The 18,037-nt window shown below is 65.9% G+C and carries 14 protein-coding genes and 1 tRNA gene; 9 read left to right on the top strand and 6 right to left on the bottom strand.

Features of this window, described 5'->3' with window-relative positions; translation table 11 throughout:
* The first annotated feature begins 28 nt into the window (after window positions 1-28).
* Window positions 29-104 (top strand) — tRNA-Ala (locus tag ACYP5B_RS23120).
* A gap of 554 nt (window positions 105-658) precedes the next feature.
* Window positions 659-1,213 (top strand): fimbrial protein, encoded by a 555-nt coding sequence (locus ACYP5B_RS23115; protein WP_400094527.1) that lies wholly within the window; start codon window positions 659-661, stop codon window positions 1,211-1,213.
* Window positions 1,214-1,283: 70 nt separating this feature from the next.
* Here the strand turns inward: ACYP5B_RS23115 and ACYP5B_RS23110 are convergent, their stop codons facing one another.
* The gene (locus ACYP5B_RS23110; protein WP_459571222.1) at window positions 1,284-2,945 is read right to left on the bottom strand and encodes an EAL domain-containing protein; all 1,662 of its coding nucleotides are present in this window, start codon (window positions 2,943-2,945) and stop codon (window positions 1,284-1,286) included.
* Between the two features lie 462 nt (window positions 2,946-3,407).
* Here ACYP5B_RS23110 and ACYP5B_RS23105 point away from each other — a divergent pair, with 462 nt between their 5' ends.
* The 3 genes from ACYP5B_RS23105 (at window position 3,408) to ACYP5B_RS23095 (ending at window position 6,920) form a co-directional block, all read left to right on the top strand.
* Complete coding sequence (locus tag ACYP5B_RS23105; RefSeq protein ID WP_400094530.1) at window positions 3,408-3,890, top strand: MarR family winged helix-turn-helix transcriptional regulator; 483 nt, start codon at window positions 3,408-3,410, stop codon at window positions 3,888-3,890.
* A gap of 191 nt (window positions 3,891-4,081) precedes the next feature.
* Window positions 4,082-5,560 (top strand): M81 family metallopeptidase, encoded by a 1,479-nt coding sequence (locus ACYP5B_RS23100; RefSeq protein WP_459571221.1) that lies wholly within the window; start codon window positions 4,082-4,084, stop codon window positions 5,558-5,560.
* Between the two features lie 46 nt (window positions 5,561-5,606).
* Window positions 5,607-6,920, top strand: coding sequence for a serine hydrolase domain-containing protein (locus tag ACYP5B_RS23095; protein WP_459571220.1), 1,314 nt, complete (start codon window positions 5,607-5,609; stop codon window positions 6,918-6,920).
* Window positions 6,921-7,114: 194 nt separating this feature from the next.
* On the opposite strand, the gene ACYP5B_RS23090 is transcribed toward ACYP5B_RS23095, so the two are convergent.
* Window positions 7,115-7,501: a hypothetical protein gene (locus ACYP5B_RS23090; RefSeq protein ID WP_459571219.1), complete on the bottom strand. Its 387-nt coding sequence runs from the start codon at window positions 7,499-7,501 to the stop codon at window positions 7,115-7,117.
* Window positions 7,502-8,137: 636 nt separating this feature from the next.
* Window positions 8,138-8,887: a DNA-3-methyladenine glycosylase I gene (locus tag ACYP5B_RS23085; RefSeq protein WP_459571218.1), complete on the bottom strand. Its 750-nt coding sequence runs from the start codon at window positions 8,885-8,887 to the stop codon at window positions 8,138-8,140.
* 122 nt (window positions 8,888-9,009) lie between these two features.
* Between ACYP5B_RS23085 and ACYP5B_RS23080 the strand changes: the two genes are divergently transcribed.
* From ACYP5B_RS23080 to ACYP5B_RS23070, 3 genes are all read left to right on the top strand, one after another.
* Window positions 9,010-9,363, top strand: coding sequence for a DUF2314 domain-containing protein (locus ACYP5B_RS23080; protein ID WP_267604627.1), 354 nt, complete (start codon window positions 9,010-9,012; stop codon window positions 9,361-9,363).
* 159 nt (window positions 9,364-9,522) lie between these two features.
* Window positions 9,523-12,336 carry a DUF2339 domain-containing protein gene (locus ACYP5B_RS23075; RefSeq protein ID WP_459571217.1) on the top strand — a complete coding sequence of 938 codons (2,814 nt, stop codon included), beginning with the start codon at window positions 9,523-9,525 and terminating at the stop codon, window positions 12,334-12,336.
* Window positions 12,336-13,688, top strand: coding sequence for a DUF3999 domain-containing protein (locus ACYP5B_RS23070; protein WP_459571216.1), 1,353 nt, complete (start codon window positions 12,336-12,338; stop codon window positions 13,686-13,688). The genes ACYP5B_RS23075 and ACYP5B_RS23070 overlap by 1 nt, the downstream gene beginning before the upstream one ends.
* A gap of 62 nt (window positions 13,689-13,750) precedes the next feature.
* On the opposite strand, the gene ACYP5B_RS23065 is transcribed toward ACYP5B_RS23070, so the two are convergent.
* The gene (locus ACYP5B_RS23065) at window positions 13,751-15,067 is read right to left on the bottom strand and encodes an MFS transporter (protein ID WP_459571214.1); all 1,317 of its coding nucleotides are present in this window, start codon (window positions 15,065-15,067) and stop codon (window positions 13,751-13,753) included.
* 219 nt (window positions 15,068-15,286) lie between these two features.
* Window positions 15,287-15,640 (bottom strand): hypothetical protein, encoded by a 354-nt coding sequence (locus tag ACYP5B_RS23060; RefSeq protein WP_400094543.1) that lies wholly within the window; start codon window positions 15,638-15,640, stop codon window positions 15,287-15,289.
* A 311-nt stretch (window positions 15,641-15,951) separates the two neighbouring features.
* On the opposite strand from ACYP5B_RS23060, the gene ACYP5B_RS23055 reads away from it, so the two are divergent.
* Window positions 15,952-16,845 carry a dioxygenase family protein gene (locus ACYP5B_RS23055; protein WP_459571213.1) on the top strand — a complete coding sequence of 298 codons (894 nt, stop codon included), beginning with the start codon at window positions 15,952-15,954 and terminating at the stop codon, window positions 16,843-16,845.
* Between the two features lie 13 nt (window positions 16,846-16,858).
* On the opposite strand, the gene ACYP5B_RS23050 is transcribed toward ACYP5B_RS23055, so the two are convergent.
* The coding region (locus ACYP5B_RS23050) for an MFS transporter (RefSeq protein ID WP_459571212.1) at window positions 16,859-18,037 on the bottom strand (1,179 nt) is incomplete at its 5' end.

The raw sequence follows: 18,037 nt of genomic DNA, 5'->3' as shown, positions 1-18,037 counted from the left end.
GAAAAACTGAGCTACAATCATTCGTCACGGGCCGATAGCTCAGCTGGGAGAGCGCTGCGTTCGCAATGCAGAGGTCGGGAGTTCGATCCTCCTTCGGTCCACCAGTTTCGCTGTACAACAACGCACTTGAGACCGGCACGATATTTTTGCGCCGGGTGCAAGGATATGCTTGCCTGATGAAAAAGCCGACCTTGAGTCGGCTTTTTCATTTGTACAGCGCAAAGGCAGCTAAAAAGCTGAATCCGGAGGTGGACTACATGCCACACGCCTTCTCGCCCAAGCGGCCATACAGGTGGTCAAGAGGCCCGCGTTAGGAGAATTCGACCTATTTCCCTGGCACTGGCACTATCCCATTTCAAGTGCCCAGGGACTCACCATGTTCGGTATCGACTGCGAGAGAGAAAAAGAGCGTCCAGGAATCAGGGATTTATTTCTACAATAATCGATGATACCGATGATATCGGTACGGCTGCTTTTGAATGAGGATGCAGATCGATCAAGAAAAAAATGAAGTGCCAGGCCGGGGCGGTCCCGCACTTCATAAAGGGTAGAACGGAGGGTTACTGCGGTCCAACTAGAGGCCCGTTGTTTTAACGGAGACTCGCCGGGAGTTTGATTCATCGCTCTACCGGCGACAATGAGAATATTCTGGAAAGGCGTGACGACTGGCGATATCCACCTGCCGAACTTCTCCTTCCAATTTCTTCCCCCGAACCGTGGGGAGTTATCGGCGACCTATCGGCCGGCCAACCCCAGCACCATCAAGGTGGTGAACCCGGTATTCTTTGAAGGCTGTATGCCCCTGGACAAAGTGCGGAATGTGCCCATGGGCAAGGAACTCGCCAGAGGTATCCAGGCTGGCACGGCGTCGAAGAAGGATTTTTCCTTTGAGATCCGCTGCGAAGGGAAACCCAACAAATTGCCGCCGGTCAAGGTCTACTTCCAGGGGGACTCGCCGGCCGCCGGCATGCTCAGGCTCTCCGATGCGGGGAAGCCGGGCGTCGCCAGCGGCGTGGGCATTGCTCTGACCAACAACCGGGGCGTGAAATTGCCCTTTAGCGGGGCCAGCACCATCGCGCTGGATTGGCGGCGCAGCGAGACCGGCGGCGAAGTCTATGGCTTCTCGGGCATTGCCAGCTATGCGCCGATCGGCGGGGAAGTGAAGCCGGGCAGGGCAAATGCCACGATGACCTATGTGCTCGACTACAACTGAGCATGCAGCCGCGCCGCTCCAGGACGTGCTCACACTAAACACGTCACTTCGCAAACTCCAGCGACTTCAATCACCAAGCCGCCATCTTGAGCGGAAACCATAGCGTGCCTTTTGCTTCGAACTCATCGCCGTTGCGCCGAACGTGCCGGATTGACGGCTCAGCGTGCGGGGTACGCGCGCGCCGCCACGCCACAAGCTCAGCCACCTGCAGGGGCGGCGCGAACCAATAGCCTTGCCCCCATTGCACGCCGTGCTGGCGCAGATACGTCACCTGTTCCTGGGTCTCGATGCCTTCGGCGATCAAGTCCAACTGCAGGCGCTGGCCGAGACGGATAATCGTCTCCAGCACGATGGCGTTCACCGACCCTGTGTCGATGCCTTTGACAAACGAGCGGTCGATCTTGAGGTAGTCCGCGTCGATCTGTTCAAGATAGGACAACGCGCTTTGGCCGGTGCCGAAGTCATCGAGCGCCCAATGAACGCCCAATGTATGCAGATGCTCGATATTGCGTTGCACCTGCTCGTCATCCGGCAGTGCTTCACGCTCGGTGACTTCCAGGACCAGGCACGGCCCGTTGGGCCCGAGTTTGCGCATGAGCCGCAGCACATCGTCGATGAACTCTGGCGTCGCCAGATGAGAGCCGCTGATGTTGACGCCGATGTGGTCTTGGGAACCAAGTCCCAAGCGGGAAATATCGGCGGCCACCAGATCGAAGATGTGCCGCGTCAGGTCGCCGATGAGGCCATTGTCTTCGGCCAGAGGGATAAAGAGGTCGGGCCGAATATGGCCGCGGTTCGGCCGCTGCCAGCGTACCAGCGCCTCCACCCCACTGAACTCCCCGGTGGCGAGCCGGACAATGGGCTGGTAGACCATGTGGAATTCCCGCTGGCGCATGCCTCGGTAGATTTCAGTGACCAGGGACAGGCGTCGCTTGCAGAACAGATGGGCCAGATATCCCGAGAGCAGCGCGGCCAGTACCAGGAAAGGCGCGTAGTGCCGCCACAGCTCACGGCGGTAGGCGCTGATCAATGCCGGGTCGACAGCAACGCGCACTTCGATCGGGAAGACGGCTGACTTGGCGACTCCCATGCTGTTCCGGTAGCTTGGGCCCGTCGACGTTTGTATTGGGGCTCCGCTGGGAAGCTGTCGCTGCGAGTCGCTGAGCAGGATCTGGACCAGGAATTGACGGTTGTAGGAAGCAGCAGCCTGGATGTCCAGCAAATACTGCCCGTCAATCACAGCCAGCACACCCGAGCCATCGCCCACACCACGAGAGACGATGACCGCGGGACGGTCCTGCACCAGCGAGGTGTTCGCATTTGGGGTGATCTCCAGCCCTGTCGGCAGGCTGGGCATCGCGTCGAACGCCAGCTTGAGCGGTATATCGTCGAGCTTACCCAGGACCGGAGAGCAGTAGAGCTTGTCGTGGCGCACGAGCACAAGCGAACGAAGATACGTCCCCAGGGTGCTCGTCCGCGTGAGCTCGCCGATCACGTCCTGGCAAGGCTTGCCAAGCATGGCCGTGGCCTTGTCGGCATTGGCGGCCACGACCTGAAGCATATTGTCCACTTGCCGCTGGATAGCTACAGCCGTCACAGAAGCTTCGCCGTCGGCGCGCTGTTTCGCCTGCAGGAAAACCAGTGGCACCATGGCCAACGGGATGACCAGGATGGCCGCGAGCACGATGGCCGCGTGCCAGTATTGCTCACGCCGGGGCTTGATAGTCTGCACGTCCGAGGCTCCTGCGCGCGCCGTGCAGTTCGGGGCCAATCCCTCTCTCGGTTCCCCATACCTGGTGACGTGTTCGCGCCTTTTTGTTTTCTCGATTTCCTTGGCACCCGTCTCAAGGAGGAGACCGGTGGCGGGCACCCTGGCAAGCCAGGCATTCCGGAACAAGGCTGGGCTGACACCGCGCTTGTCCTGCTCTACTTCGGCTTGGATCCCGCATGATGCGGATCGGGTTCCCGTCGCAACGGAGCAAACCGCAAGTCTAAGCTACCCTGGCCAATGCGCAAACACAAGCGACTTCGCCGAGTCGCGTGGCACATCACCGTCCACGGTACCGCGCCCATAAAGCTGCAACAGAGTCTTCGGGAAAGATGTCCCCACCGCTAAGTGTTTGTCCTTAGTTGCATATGGAAACTAATGCATGGAGAATCTATTGTCGATATCCACTGACTCCTTTATTCCTCCATGTCGTCTTCTGACCATCCCATCCTCGAGTACCTGTCGTTCCGGTTGGACCGGTTGAGCGAGTTGAGCAAAGCGGCGGGAACGAAGTACTACGAAGAAGAGTTCGGCGTCACGGTGCGGGATTTGCGCGTGCTGCGGCTGGTTGCCTTGGAACCCGGGCTGACACTGAGCCGGCTTATCGAGCTGTCCTTGCTCGAAAAGACGATGGTGTCAAAGATCGTCAGCGCTCTTGTCAAGAAGGGGCTCCTGTACCGCGAGATCGGAGAACTCGATGCCCGGCAGATCAATCTGTTCCTGAGCGCCGAGGGAAAAAGCATGGTGAAGCGGACGTATGCGCGCGGCAACACGCTCGAAGAGGCTTTGCTTGGCACCCTGACCGAGTCGGAGCTCAAGACCTTTAACCGCTGCATCGACAAGCTGACGGACACGCTCGAACACCACGCGAAGAACGCCGGCAGCGCCAAGCCGAAGCGGGCCGCATAGATTCGTCAATCCCCGGCAGGGGTATCCATGTTCCATCCATCGTTCCGCCAGCCATTCCCACTGGTGCCGGATGCCCTGGCCAAGGCCTGGGAAGCCATGCGTCCAGCCCAACGATCCTGGCCGCAACCGCCGCAGGCGCTAGCCTGAGCGCGTCGCCTGACGCTGAAACCATCTCAACAGAAGGAGAAACGATGCGGCTGCTGCTTGCCTCGTTCAAACACGAGACCAATACCTTTTCACCGGTTCCCACGCCGTTCCAGCGCTTTTTCCGCGAAGGCGCGATCCTCAGCGGCGCCGAGGCGATCGCCGCGCGGCGTGGCACAGGCACCGCGCTCGGCGGATTCATCGAAGTGGCGCAACGCCATGGCGCCCAGATGGTGGTGCCGGTGGTGGCAGAGGCGTCGCCAAGCGGGCCGGTGGATCCGCAGGCCTACGAGCGCATCTGCGGGATGATCGTGGAGGCGGCGGCCAGCCAGGCGTTCGACGGCATCCTGCTGGATCTGCACGGTGCCATGGTGACGCCCGATTTCGAGGACGGCGAGGGCGAACTGCTGCGGCGCCTGCGGGAGGTGCAGCCGGACACGCTGATCGGCGTCGCGCTCGACATGCATGCCAACCTCTATCCGGAGATGGTCGCCCGCGCCAACGTGCTGACCGGATACCACACCTACCCGCACGTCGACATGGCGGCCGCCGGCAAGCGTGCCGCGGAACTGCTGTGCCGCGCCATCCAGGGGAAAGTCCGTCCGGTGCTGGCATGGGACAACCGGCCCATGCTGCCGCATGTGATGCGCCAGGGCACCCATGCCGAGCCCAACCGCTCTTTGCAGGCATCGTGCATCGCGCTCGAGCAGGCCGAGGACGGCATCCTCGCCGCCTCGCTGTTCACTGGTTTTCCGCATGCCGATGTCCGCAATGCCGGGCTGTCCGTAGTCATCTGCGCCGATGGCGACGCCGACGGCGCCCGCCAGGCCTGCCAGGCGCTGCTGGACCAGGCATGGGACCAGCGCGCCGACTTTCTCTATCACGGCGCACCGCTGGCCGAAACCGTTGCCCGCGCCAAGGCAGCCGACGGCCGTCCGGTCGTGTTGCTGGACCACTGCGACAATGTTGCATCGGGCGGCACCATGGACACCACCGCGGTGCTCCGGGAGGTTCTGCGGCAGGAACTCAAGGATGCCGTCTTTTATGCGATCCACGATCCCATTGCCGTCGAAGAAGCCATTCTGGCCGGCATCGGCAATGAGGTCTCCCTCGCGCTTGGGGGGCGCTGCGCCTTGCCGGCAACGGGAGATCGCAATGAACCCCTGCGGCTGAGCGCACGCGTGCGGCTGATCAGCGATGGGCGCTTCCGTCTGAGCGGTCCCATGAGCGCGGGCGTGGAAGTGAGCACCGGCAAGACGGTGGTGCTGGATACCGGTACCGTCCAGGTCATCGTGGTCTCCTCGCATATGGAGCCCTTCGACCTCAGTTGCTTCCATGCCCTTGGCATCGACCCCGCGCGGAAGAAATTCCTGGTAATGAAGAGCCGCGTTCACTGGCGCGCTGGCTTTGGCGACCTGGCGGCGCATGTCTTCGAGTGCGACAGCATCGGCGTGACGACTTCCGACTTCGGCAAGCTGACCTTCGAGCACGTACGGCGGCCGATCTATCCGCTCGACGACATCTAGGCCGCCGCGCTCGCGGTTGGCATGCAGGCACAACAGGAGACAAAGCATGAAGCTCAAATCCATCCTCGCTGTCTTGTCTGCTGCGTGCAGCACGAGTATCGCGCAGGCGCAAGTCGCTCGTTTGCCGCTCAGCGCCGCGGATTCGGACCCTGTAAAGATGGGCTGGATGACCGGTTCGCCGCCGGCTGCGGACAAGCTGATCCGGCAAGCGGACATGACGCTCTACGCGTTTCCGCAGACGCGCTGGTCGTTCGCCAATTTCCGCCAACTCGTGCCCAGCACCAATGTCAGGCGCGGTGATGGCACACCTTCGGCATTGCCGCGCGCCGAGCGCACCGACATCGACGGCATCACGTTTACGCCGTTGGGACGTGCGGACACGATGACCTGGGCGCAGTCGCTCGAGGCCAACTACACCGATGCGATCGTCGTGCTGCACAAGGGCCAGATCGTCTATGAGCGCTACTTTGGTGTCATGAACCCGCGCCAGCCACACACGGCCATGTCGGTAACCAAATCGTTCTTCGGCACGCTGGGTGCGATGCTGGTGGCCGAAGGCAAGCTCGACGAGAACGCGCTGGTCTCCAAATACATCCCCGAGCTCAAGGACACGGCCTACGGCGACGCGACGGTCCGCCAGGTGCTGGACATGACGGTTGGTGTCAAGTATTCGGAGAACTACGCAGATCCGAATGCCGAAATCTGGCAACACGTGCGGGCCGGAGGCGTGTTCCCACGCCCGCCTGGCTACAACGGCCCAACCTCGTTCTACGGTTTCCTGGAAACCCTGAAGAAGGAGGGCGAGCATGGCGATGCCTTTGCCTACAAGACCGTGAATACAGACGTGATAGGCTGGCTGATCCGGCGCGTCAGCGGCAAGTCAGTGGGCGAGGTGCTGTCCGAGCGCATCTGGCAAAAGCTGGGGGTGGAGCAAGACGCCTACATGCTGGTCGACAGCGTTGGAACAGAGTTCGCCGGGGGCGGCTTCAACCCGACCCTGCGCGACATGGCCCGCTTTGGCGAAATGATGCGCCTGGGTGGGCGGTTCAATGGTCAGCAGATCGTGCCCAAGTCCGTGGTCGACGACATCCAAAACGGCGGCGACAAGGCCAAGTTCGCCAAAGCCGGCAATGCGACAATGCCCGGCGGGAGCTACCGCGACATGTGGTGGGTCAGCCATAACGCCGATGGCGCCTTCTCGGCGCGCGGCGTTCATGGCCAGGCGATCTACATCGACCCCAAAGCCGAGATGGTGATCGCTCGGTTCGCCTCCCATCCGGTGGCCGGAAACGAGCAGTCCAATACGACCAGCTATCCAGCCTTCCAGGCATTGGCCGACCACCTCGCAGCCAATCGATAGCAACGCCACCGAGCGTGATGATGGCCGCGCTGCGCCGGAACGGCAGGCGGCTTCCCGCATGTCTCAGGGCCCAAGGCTGGCTGCAGTTCGGCAGGCACGATTGACCGCTCTGGCCATGGGGGTGCGGCATTGCCTGTAGCGCATGCCGACGCTACGTGGTGCGCCCGCGCAGGGCGCACGTCGTTGATCACAGCTCACTGCGGCTGCTCGCGGCGCGACTTTTGCGAAACCGGGACCACCACCGGATTTGCAGCAGCCGGGGCCGGTGTGGACGGCGCCGGGGACGGCCGGATCTGCGTGGTGGGTGAATGCGGCAAGCGCACCGGCGCCATGCCCTCTGATCCTTGCAGCGCCTGGCCGTTGTCATAACCGGTGGAGACGGCTTCCAGGTAGCCCGGCGCGAACGTCTGCTCGGGCGCGACCAATGACTGGGCCGGCGCGGCGGGCTGGGCATAGGCGATGCTGTTCGCGCACATCGCGAGCACGCGCATCAACAGGACACCTCGCTGCAGCATGCGTATCGCTTCCTGCAAACGCGATCGGGGCCGACTCTCTCGTGGTTCATAGCGGTTGATCTTCATGACGGTTCTCCAATGGAGCGATGGCTCCGGGTGGGGAGGTGGGAAGAAAACGAGCATCGGCGCCGGGCTCTGAACCCTTAACCGCATGGACCATGCCATCCGCATGGGGGCGCCAATAGCGGATGCGCCGCCACTTTTCCGGGTAAACCTGTTGGAGAACTGCAGACACGCATGCTGGCCGCGGTTGGGCGGCACGCAACATGCGATCGCTGGAGGCGAGGGCCGGCCGCCCCGGCCGTGTTGTGGATAACTTGGCAAAACCCTGGGGATAAGCAGGCAGGAAAGCTGTGTCCCGGCTGGGGGTGGGTTGTGGGGCGTATACGAACAACTTCGGGGCGGTTTTTGCGCGCCACGTATACGTCCACCAGATATCCCGCGGGATCAGGGTATTCCCTGGGACTTATCTTGTTCGCAAGTCGTTGAGCGGAAAGGGAAAAACCGGCTTATCCACGGGGAAAGGGGTCGTTTACCTACTACTACTATATTGGTATACGTAAACAATAAAGAAAGACATAAGGCCACCATTGCGGCAGACGTATACGTTGCCTGTATTTGGCGCAGCGCTGCGCTTCGCCCGTATACCTGCGCTGGCGTCCCGGCCGCCGCGTATACCGCTCGCCCGACGTTTACCTCACCTCAGCGCGGCACCTTGAATGCTTTCCTTGCCAGCAAGGCCTCCTCGCGCGTCGCGCAGCCCTCCCGGTGATCGTTGACCAGGCCCATCGCCTGCATCAGCGCGTACATCGTGGTGGGGCCGACAAAGCGCCAGCCGCGCTTCTTCAGGTCCTTGGACAGCGCGATGGATTCCGGCGAGATGGCCATGGTGCGCAGCACTTCCGGCGTCAGCAGCGTGGGCCGGCTGGCCGGATCGGGCTCGAAGCGCCAAAAGTACGCGGCCAGCGATGGCTCCGTCTCCAGCAGTTCGCGGGCGCGCTGCGCATTGTTGATGGCCGCCTCGATCTTGCCGCGGTGCCGCACGATGCCGGCGTCGCCCAGCAGCCGCTGGATATCGCGCTCGCCGAAGCGGGCCACCTTTTCAATCTCGAAGTTGGCAAAGGCGCGGCGAAACGCCTCGCGCTTGCGCAGGATGGTGAGCCAGCTCAAGCCGGCCTGGAATCCCTCCAGGCATAGCTTCTCGAACAGGCGCCGGTCGTCGCCGACGGGAAAGCCCCATTCGTTGTCGTGGTAGTGGCAGTAGTCTTCCAGCGTGCCGCACCAGCTGCAGCGCTCGCGCTCCGTGTCTGCCACCGTGTTCGCCACGGGCTGTGCCGCTTTGGGCGAGACCTTTTTCGCTACCTTCTTCGCCACCTTCTTTGCGGCTTCTTTTGCGGCTTCTTTTGCGGTTTGGTTTGCGGCTTCTTTTGCGGCTTTGCTGTCTGCTGCCATGGGTGTGTTCTCCTTCGATCTGCCATCTTAAAGCGACTCGCGCGGCATGTCCCGCCCGCGCGGCCTCATGACGCATTTGCTACGATGCCGCCCGTGAAGGACGAATTTCCAAGAGGACTGACATGGACAAACGACTGGCGACCATCGAAGAAGACGGCTGGCAGCTCGACGACGGCGAGGTCATCGGCGAGGCGCACCCCGAGACGTTCTGGGTGCCGGCGCTGGCGCAGCGGCAGGCACTGCAGGCCGGGCAGCTGGTGAAGCTGATCTTTCGCATCGTCACCGCCGACGAGCAGGATCGCGAGGAGCAGCACGTGGAACGCATGTGGGTGATCGTGACCGGACGCGAGGGCGATCTCTACAGCGGCGAGCTCGACAACCAGCCCTATTGCACGGAGGAAATGGCGCCCGGCATGCCGCTCTGGTTCGAAGCGCGGCATGTGATCAATATCCATAAAGAGGGCGACGAAGAATAACCACCCGGTTGAGCACCTGGTCGGCGCGTCTCGCCTGAAAATGTCGACCTGGCGTTACACTGGGCGCGCATGATGCAGGCGGCCACCGGTGCCGGCAAACGCAGTATCCGCGCCAGCGGCCGCCGCCTTCCCCAACCTTCTTAGGCGAAACCTCATCTGATGCGCTGGATATTCGGGGTGATTGGCTTGGTGCTCGGCATGGTGGTGGCCGGGTTTGGCGGTGCGCTGACGGGCGCGGTCCTGGGTTTCGGTTTTGGCTGGATGGTCAGCGACCGGCCCACCCGGCATCCCGGCGACGGCGAGGCGCAGGGCGCCCCGGCGGATCCGCTCGAAGCCCGCGTGCTGCGGCTCGAGCAGGAGCTGTCCACGCTGAAGCGCGAGATGGCGAGCCTGCGCGGCGAGACCGTGGCGATCCCATCGGCCACATCGGCCCCCGCAGCGCCGGGTACGGCTGAAGCAGGCGAATTTCCGTCATCTGCTCCGGCTGCCAGCGTCCCCGAACCAACCCCGGCGATCCCGATGCCGATCCCGGTCGAGGCGCCGCCAGCCTCCATCTCCACGCCTGCTCCCGCACCAGCGCCTGCCCCAGCGCGCTACGTGGAACCCCCGCTTTCGTCCGCGCTCGGGCCACGCGAGCCCGATTTCGTCGAGCGCGCGATATCCGCCGCGCGCGGCTGGCTGCTTGGCGGCAACAGCGTGGTGCGGGTCGGCATCCTGATCCTGTTCTTCGGCGTGGCGTTCCTGCTCAAGTACGCCTCCGACAATGCCATGCTGCCAGTCGAGTTCCGGCTGGCGGGCGTGGCGGCCGGCGCGGTGCTGCTGCTGCTGGCGGGCTGGCGCCTGCGCGAGCGGCGCGCGGCTTATGCGCTGGTGCTGCAGGGCGGTGGCGTGGGCGTGCTGTATCTCACCGTCTTCGCTGCCACCAAGCTCTATGGCCTGCTGCCGGCCGCGGCCGCGTTCCCGCTGATGGTGGCCATCTGCGCGCTCGCCGGCGGCCTCGCGGTGCTGCAGAACGCGCCCGTGCTGGCCTTTACCGGCAGCGCCGGCGGCTTCCTCGCCCCGGTGCTGATCGCAACAGGCGGCGGCAGCCATGTGATGCTGTTCAGCTACTACGCGCTGCTCAATGCCGGCATCTTTGCCATTGCCTGGTTCCGGGCCTGGCGCCAGCTCAACCTGCTCGGCTTTGCGTTTACCTTCGGCATCGGCACGGCCTGGGGCGCGCTGAACTACCGGCCCGAGCTGCTCGCCACCACGGAGCCGTTCCTGATCCTGTTCTTCCTGATGTATACGGGCATTGCGCTGCGCTATGCGCTGCGCAGGCAGGTTAGCCTGAAGGACTACGTGGACGGCACGCTGGTGTTCGGCACGCCGCTGCTGGCCATGGGGCTGCAGGCCGCGCTGGTGCGCGATATTCCATTTGCCATGGCATGGAGCGCGGTCGCGCTCGCGGCGTTCTATCTCGGCCTGGCGGCGTGGCTGGCGGCGCGCCGCGATCGCTTGGGGCTGCTGTTTGAAGCCGTGCTGGCGCTGGGCGTCATCTTTGCGTCGCTGGCGGTGCCGCTGGCGTTCGACGGGCGCACCACAAGCGCTGTATGGGCCGTGGAGGGCGCCGCCGTGGTTTGGGTGGGGGTGCGGCAGCAGCGGCGTCTTGCGCTGGCCAGCGGGCTGCTGCTGCAGCTGGCGGCCGGCGTGGCGTTTGCCGCTGGCAGCCTGTTCGAGGCCACGCAGCTGGCGTGGCCGGTGCTGAACAGCCGCTACGTGGGCACGCTGCTGCTGGCGGTGGCCGGCATCTTCAGCGGCTGGCGCCTGCACGGGCGGCCCGAGGCGCGCGCCTGGTCCGCGCCATGCGCGCCGCTCGGCCTGGGCGCGGCGTTGTGGGGGCTGCTGTGGTGGCTGGGCGGTGGCGTGGTCGAGATCCAGCACTGGTACGGCGTGCGGGGCTGGCAGGTGCGCGTGCTGCTCGAAATGCTAGCGTTGTTCGTGGTGCTGAGCGCATGGCTGGCCCACCTGGCGCGGCGCGTCCTGGCGTGGCCGCTGGCCAGCGTGCCGGCGCAGGCCATGGCGCCGCTGCTGGCGGTCCTGGCCATGCTCAGCAGCATCGTGCAGTCGGCGTCGCCATTGCTGGGCTTCGGCGCGCTCGCCTGGCTGGCCGTGTTTGGCGCGGCCTACCTGCTGCTGTGGCGGCAGCAGGACGATGAACGCGATGCCTTGCTGGCGCCCATGCATGCCCTGTTGTTCTGGACCGTGTGCGTGCTGCTCTCCACCGAGGCGTACTGGCGCCTGCGCGCCTATGTGCCGGAGGGTGCCTGGAGCTGGAGCGCCTGGGCCTATGGCTATGGCGGGCTGCTGGCGCTGCTCTCGGCCTGGGGCTGGCCGGTGGCGCGCTTCTCGAAGGCCTACCTGCTATGGGGTGCGCTGCCGCTGGTGGCGTTGCTGTGGCTGTGGAGCATTGCCAGCGTGGCCAGCGACGGCGACGCCGCGCCGCTTTTCTACCTGCCGCTGCTCAACCCGCTCGATGTCGCCCAGCTGCTTGCCATGCTGGCGGTGGCGCTGTGGCAGCACCGGCTTGCCGCCGAGGGCCTGGCCACGCGCCCGCGCGCGCTCGAGTATGCCGCGATGGGCACGGTGTTGCTGTGGTTCAACGCCGTGCTGCTGCGCACGCTGCACCACTGGACCGGCGTGCCCTACACGCTGCAGGCCATGGGCGGCTCCACGCTGGTACAAGCGTCGCTGTCGGTATTCTGGACCGTGCTGGCGCTGATCACCATGGTGGCAGCCACCCGTCGCGGCGCGCGCGCGCTGTGGTTTGCCGGTGGTGCGCTGCTGGGGGTGACGGTGGTCAAGCTGTTCTTGTTCGACCTGTCCTTCGTCAAGGGCATCGAGCGGATCATCTCGTTTATCGGCGTGGGCGTGCTGCTGCTGTTGATCGGCTACTTCTCGCCCCTGCCGCCGAAGGAAGAGGAGGCGACGTGATGCCGGTTTTCCGAACCGCGGGCGGGCGGGCGCTCCCGATGCTGGTGGCCGCGCTGTTGCCATCGCTGTTGCTGCCGCTGCCCGCGCGGGCTGAGCGGTTCGCGCTGGTCACCGAACGCGACGCGGCGTACTACGCCGTGACGCTGGACGCCGATGTCTACACCCGTAGCGCGCGCCCCGGGCTGGGCGATCTGCGCGTGCGCAACGGAACAGGCGAATTGCTGCCGTACGCGCTGGACCTGCCGCCCGAGCCGGCGGCCGAGGTGCGCACGCGGCGCGATGTGCCGTGGTTCGCGCTGCCGGCCGCGCAGTCGGGCCAGGCCGCGCCCATGGGCGTGGTGATCGGCACCGACGGCGCGCTGCGCGCCGCCAGCACCCCGCCCGCGGCCGGCATCGCCGGGGCATGGCTGCTCGACCTGAGCCAGTTGCGAGCCGACGCCAGCGCGGTGGTGATCGGCCTGCCGGATGGCGATTACCAGGGCAGGGTGGACGTTGCCAGCAGCGACGACCTGCAGCACTGGCAGGCCGCGGGTGGCGCGCAGCTGTTGCGGCTGAGCCGCGAGGGCAGCACGCTGAACCAGGACCGCATTGCGCTGGGGCGCTTGCGGGCGCGTTACCTGCGGCTGCAATGGCAGGGCGCGCCGCCCGCGCCGGCGCGCGTGCAGGTGGAGACGGTGGCGGCCAGCATGCCTTCGCCGCTGGCGCTGCAATGGCGCGACGGCATCGTCGCCACGCAGGCCCAGCCCGGTGGCGATTACCTGTTCGACAGCGGCGGCCGCTTTCCGGCCGAGCGCGTGCGCATTCGCCTGCCGCAGGCCAACACGGTGGTGCAGGCCACGCTGTGGTCCCGGCCCGATGCGCAAGCGTCCTGGCGCGTGGTCAGCAGCGGACAGCTCTATCGTCTTTCCGGCGCGGCAGGCACCGAGCAGGAAAGCGCGCAGATGGCGATCGGGCGCAACACGGATCGCCTGTGGCGCCTGAGCGTGGATGCCCGCGCCGGCGGGCTTGGCGCTGGCATGCCGGTGCTGGCGCTCGGCTGGCGCCCCGCCGTGGTGACCTTTGTCGCGCGCGGGGCGCCGCCGTTCTCGCTGGCGGTAGGCGAGCCGTCGGGCGCCGCGCAGGAGCCCGGGGCGGTCGCGCGGGCTGAGTTGCTGGCCGGGCCCGCACCGGTGATCGCCGACGCACGGATTGCCGGCATGACGGCATCGCCGCAGGCCGCCGTGCCTTCAGACACCCAGCGCAACCGGCGCTTCATTTTGTGGGGCGCGCTGCTGCTGGCGGTGGGCGTGCTGGGCCTGATGGCCTGGCGGCTGCTGCGGGTGCTGGGCGCGCCGTCCCCGCCGCCGGACTGACGTAAAGAAAAAGGCCAACCTCCCGGTTGGCCTTTTTCAGTTTCTGGCGACGTATTGCCGTGTTACTGCAGCGGCTTGCCGGTCCGGTCGTGCATGAACAGCAGCGCCACAAAGCTGATCGCGGCCGCGGCAATCACGTAGTAGGCCGGCGCCAGCTTGCTGCCGCTGGTGGCGATCAGCCAGGTCACGATCAGCGGGGCAAAGCCGCCGAAGATGGTCACGGCGAAGTTGTAGGCCAGCGACAGGCCGGTCGAGCGAACCTCGGTGGGGAACTGCTCGGCCAGCACGGCCGGCGCCGGGCCGGTGAAGGCCGCCAGCAGGATGCCCAGGATCACCTGGACCATCAGCAGGGTCTGGGTGGTAGGCGAGACGTTCAGCCAGTGGAACAGCGGATAGGCCAGCACGCCGATGATCAGCGCCACGGTGCCCAGCATGCGCTTGCGGCCTACGCGGTCGGACAGCATGCCCATCAGCGGGCACAGCACCAGGATGATGGCGCCGCACAGGGCGGTCGACTGGAAGGTGGCGCCCAGCGGCAGGCCGAGCTGCTGCTTGGCGTACGACGGCATGTAGAACACCAGCACATAGGTGCAGACCGTCCACAGGATGGTCACGCCCAGGCCGGCCAGCACTTCGCGCGGATGGTCGCGCAGCACCTGCGTCAGCGGCGAGAACTTGACCTTGCTGGCCGCGCGTTCGGCGCGGCGGGCTTCAAAGGCGGGTGGCTCTTCCAGATGCGAGCGGATATACATCCCGACCGGGCCGATCAGCAGGCCGAACAGGAACGGGATGCGCCAGCCCCAGGCGTCGATCTGCTCCGGCTCCAGGCCGTTGATCACCAGCGCACCCATGGCGGCGCCCAGCATGAAGGAAATGCCCTGGCTGGCCTGCTGCCAGCTAGCGTAGGCGCCGCGCTCCTCGTCGGGGGCGTGCTCGATCAGGAAGGCGGTGGCGCCGCCAACCTCGCCGCCGGCCGAGAAGCCCTGGATCAGGCGGGCCACCACGATCAGCGCCGGTGCCCACAGGCCGATCGACGAATAAGTGGGCGCCAGGCCGATGATGGCGGTGCCGAGCGCCATCATCAGGATGGTGAGGGTCAGCGCCGCCTTGCGGCCGACGCGGTCGGCGTAGACACCGAGCACGATGGCGCCGACCGGGCGCATGAAGAAGCCCACGCCGAAGGTGGCGACGGTCAGCAGGAAGGACGTGAGGTCATTGCCGGTGGGGAAGAACAGCTTGGCAATGATCAGCGCGAAGAAGCTGTAGACGGTGAAGTCGAACCACTCCAGGCCGTTGCCGATGGTGGCGGCGAGGATGGCCTTTCGTCGCTGGGATTGGGATATTTCGTGGACTTGAGGTATTGCAGCGTTGGCTTGCATGTGGCGTTTGATGCGGTGAGAAATCGGCGGGAGGCCTGCCCCAAAACCGGGCATGCGCTCTGAAAGGCAGAATAGTAAGCGATTCTTTAACTAGCCGGCAGGATGGCGGTGTGTGGCGTCAGATCCGCATGGTCGACTGGGCGGCCACCGTCCCGCGGGATGTTCCACGTGAAGCACCCATGCGCGAGCCCGGCGTCCTGGGGGCGCGGTAGCGGGAAGCTAGGGCTGGCTGGCGTGATGCTGGGGCGCGCTGCGGGCGTCGGGAGCATCGCCCGTGCCGGCTTCTTGTTGCTGTTCAGGCGCATCCGGGCGCTGGCGTGTGAGCCAGAGCCATAGGGCGCTGCCGACCCAGCCAGCCACGAAGACGGAATCGCCGACATGGTTGAGCAGCGCCGGGGCGCCTGGCGCGTTGAATGCATCGGCCAGCAAGGGGGCGGGCAGGCGGGCGGCGATCCATAGGAGCACAGCCGGTCCGCTTGCATACACGCCTGGCTGCCACCAGTTTGCATGGGGCAGCAAGGGCCTGTGGGCTGTGCGCTTGACCACGGTGTTCTCCAACCTGACACGCTTCATGGCGCGTCGTATCCAGTCATGCGGGGTTTGCCCGGGCCCGCGCGGACGACGCATTGCGCCGCGCAAAGCTGGACTGGACCCCGTGCTGGAATCATAAGCCGATTGCCCGCTGTGTGTCCGAATCTTTAAAGCGTTGTGTGGTGCACCCCACGTTCGCACGGCGGGCGGCGTACGCATGCGGTGACGGCAAGTGTGGTGGCGTGGCGTGAATTCAAGTTTTTTGATGGAGGTGTCCGTAAATGCGTGGCGCCGGGGCTGGGTAGTTTTGTCAAACTGAACACCGCTATCAAAAGGATTTGAAGGCCGCCATCATGCTTCCCGCCATCTACATCTCCCACGGTTCCCCCATGCTTGCCCTCGAACCGGGCCCGAGCGGCGCCGCCTTCGACGCGCTTGGCGAAGTGCTGCGGGCGCGCAAGCCGCGCGCCGTGCTGATCGTCTCGGCGCACTGGATCTACAGCACCCTGGTGGTCGGCACCCGCGAGCGGCAGGAGGCCTGGCACGACTTCGGCGGCTTCCCGCGCGCGCTGTACGAACTGCGCTACGACGCCCCGGGCTCGCCGGCGCTGGCCGATCGCGTCAAGACGCTGGTCGAGGCCGGGCAAGTCCACGGCGCCGCGGTGGTGCTGCAGGACGATGAGCGCCCGCTGGACCACGGCGCCTGGATACCGATGCGGCATTTCTTCCCGGACGCCGACGTTCCTGTGGTGCAGCTGGCCTTGAACCCGTATCTGCCGCCGGCGGCCCAGATCGAGATCGGCCGGGCGCTGGCGCCGCTGCGCGGCGAGGGCGTGCTGGTGCTGGGCTCGGGCAGCTTTACCCACAACCTGCAGGAAGTCTTCGGCGTCGGTGGCCAGCGCGAGCAGCACGGCTCGGCCGTCGAGCCCTATGTGGAGGCGTTCCGTGGCTGGATGATCCAGGCGCTGGACGAGGCACTTGCCACGGGTGACACCGCGCGCATCGCGGACTATCGTGCGCAGGCGCCGTACGCGCGCCGCGCCCATCCCGCCGACGAGCATTTGCTGCCGTTCTTCGTGGCGCTGGGCGCGGCGCTGGGTCCGCGCGAAGGCGTGCCCGCCGAGCAGGCGCCGGCCGGTGTGGCACGCGTGGCCGATGAGGTCACTTACGGCGTGCTGGCGATGGATACGTTCGTGTTCGAAGGGGTCGGCACGCACCATGCCCCGGCATTGAGCGAGACGGCCTGAGCCAGCCCGGGCGTCATGCCTTGCGGGCCGAAAGGTAAGGGCGAGCCAAGCGCGCGCCCGCCACGGCAATCCAGCCCATGGTGAGGGCAACCACGCCCAGGCCGTATTGCAGGCTGGAGGCATGGGCCACGCTGCCAATCATCACCGGCCCCATCAGCAAGCCGATATAGGCAAACCGCGCCACGCGCGAGATGGCCTCCGCCGGCGCCACGCCCGGCAGACGCGACGCCGCCACGAAGAAGATCGGCACCATGTTCGCCGCGCCCAGGCCCATCAGCGTGAAGCCGACCAGCGTCGCCGCCGGCGCGGGCCACAACAGTGCCAGCAGGATCCCCGCGAATGCCACCCAGGCGCTGCCGCCGAGCGTGCGCGCGTCCGACCAGCGCGCGCGCAGGCGGTCGCCGCCAAAGCGGCCGCAGGCCATGCCACCGGAGAAGGCGGCATAGCCGGCGCTGATCCAGGCGTGCGGCGCCAGCGCCACCTCGCGCATGTAAACGCTCGACCAGTCATACATCGCGCCCTCGCCAACCAGCCCCAGGAACGCCATCAGGCCCAGCAGCCAGAGCGCGCGCACCGCATGCGCGCGGTGGTGGGCGCAGGGCGGTTGCACGGGATGGTCATCCAGCAGCCAGGGCGCCACGCCCGCCGTGACCGCCGCGGTCAGCACCGCCATGCCCAGGGCGTGCGCCAGCGGCGGCACGCCCAGGCCCAGCAGCACACCGCCAACCGCCGCGCCTGCCATGCCGCCCAGGCTGAACATGCCGTGCAAAGTGGACATGATGGGCCGTGCGCGGCTGGCCTCCACCGTGGCGGCCTGCGCATTCATGCCTACGTCGAAGGCCGCGTTGGCCATGCCGAAGGCGATCAGCGCCGGGATCAGCAAGGCGAACTGCGGCATGGCCAGGATGGCGACGGTGGCCAGCGCGTAGACCAGCCCGCTGTGCCGGCAAGCGGCCGCGCTGCCCACGCGCCCCACCCAGCGCCCCACCGGCCCCATGGCCGCGATGGCGCCCCCGGCCACCGCCAGCATGGCCAGCGACAGCACCGCATCCGACAATCCGAAGCGCGCCTTGATGGTCGGGATGTGCACGCCCCAGGTCGCAAAGGTGGCGCCGTTGACGAAAAACAGCGCCATGGTAGCGCGCGCGGCGTGCTCCACGCGCCGCGCGCTGACTGGCGCGACGGCGGGGGC

The organism is Cupriavidus sp. 8B (genome assembly GCF_054589115.1).
The sequence above is the reverse complement of the archived record's forward strand: the minus strand, read 5'-3'. Positions and strand labels throughout refer to the sequence as shown.

Bases quoted from the DNA above. Each gene is read 5' to 3' on its own strand.
- ACYP5B_RS23105 (WP_400094530.1), top strand. From the start codon at position 3,408: ATGTCGTCTTCTGACCATCCCATCCTCGAGTACCTGTCGTTCCGGTTG.
- ACYP5B_RS23100 (WP_459571221.1), top strand. From the start codon at position 4,082: ATGCGGCTGCTGCTTGCCTCGTTCAAACACGAGACCAATACCTTTTCA.
- ACYP5B_RS23095 (WP_459571220.1), top strand. From the start codon at position 5,607: ATGAAGCTCAAATCCATCCTCGCTGTCTTGTCTGCTGCGTGCAGCACG.
- ACYP5B_RS23090 (WP_459571219.1), bottom strand. From the start codon at position 7,501: ATGAAGATCAACCGCTATGAACCACGAGAGAGTCGGCCCCGATCGCGT.
- ACYP5B_RS23085 (WP_459571218.1), bottom strand. From the start codon at position 8,887: ATGGCAGCAGACAGCAAAGCCGCAAAAGAAGCCGCAAACCAAACCGCA.
- ACYP5B_RS23080 (WP_267604627.1), top strand. From the start codon at position 9,010: ATGGACAAACGACTGGCGACCATCGAAGAAGACGGCTGGCAGCTCGAC.
- ACYP5B_RS23075 (WP_459571217.1), top strand. From the start codon at position 9,523: ATGCGCTGGATATTCGGGGTGATTGGCTTGGTGCTCGGCATGGTGGTG.
- ACYP5B_RS23070 (WP_459571216.1), top strand. From the start codon at position 12,336: ATGCCGGTTTTCCGAACCGCGGGCGGGCGGGCGCTCCCGATGCTGGTG.
- ACYP5B_RS23065 (WP_459571214.1), bottom strand. From the start codon at position 15,067: ATGCAAGCCAACGCTGCAATACCTCAAGTCCACGAAATATCCCAATCC.
- ACYP5B_RS23060 (WP_400094543.1), bottom strand. From the start codon at position 15,640: ATGAAGCGTGTCAGGTTGGAGAACACCGTGGTCAAGCGCACAGCCCAC.
- ACYP5B_RS23055 (WP_459571213.1), top strand. From the start codon at position 15,952: ATGCTTCCCGCCATCTACATCTCCCACGGTTCCCCCATGCTTGCCCTC.